This is a genomic window from Staphylococcus sp. EG-SA-2, from assembly GCF_017152085.1.
On the sequence record NZ_JACYHC010000189.1, the window covers coordinates 1 to 525 of the forward strand.

The window sequence follows — 525 nt, forward strand, 5'->3', positions numbered from 1 at the left end:
TGCAGATTGAAGCTTTAAAAAGAGGTACGGCTATATTAATTACTGGTGGATTTAAGCCATCTAATAAAGTTATTAATTTTGCGAATGAACATGATTTACCTGTTCTATCATCAAGTTATGATACATTCCTAGTTGCAAATATTATCAACAAAGCACTTTTTAATCAGAAAATACGAAAAGATATCTTAATAGTTCAAGATATAATGACGCCATTAGATGATTTGTCTGTGCTGTTTGATACGATGAAAATAGCAGATTATAAGCGTATGGCGAATCGAACTGGCCATACAAGATTTCCGGTAGTCAATGAGTCGTATAAATTAGTAGGTATTGTAACAAGTCGAGAGATGATTAATACAAAGGACGACGACGAAATAGATAAAGTGATGACGCGAAACCCTATTTATGTAAATGCTATGAGTACAGTAGCAAGTTGTGCGCATATGATGATTTGGGAAGGTATTGAATTGATTCCTGTCGTTTCGAGTAATAAAAAGACAGTGGGTGTGATTAATAGACAAGATG

Annotated in this window: 1 protein-coding gene; it reads left to right on the forward strand. The window is 33.9% G+C overall.

Annotation, left to right across the window (positions count from 1 at the left end; all coding sequences use genetic code 11):
- On the forward strand, positions 1–525 hold a 525-nt coding region (locus IDG60_RS01795; RefSeq protein WP_206160429.1), incomplete at both ends, for a CBS domain-containing protein.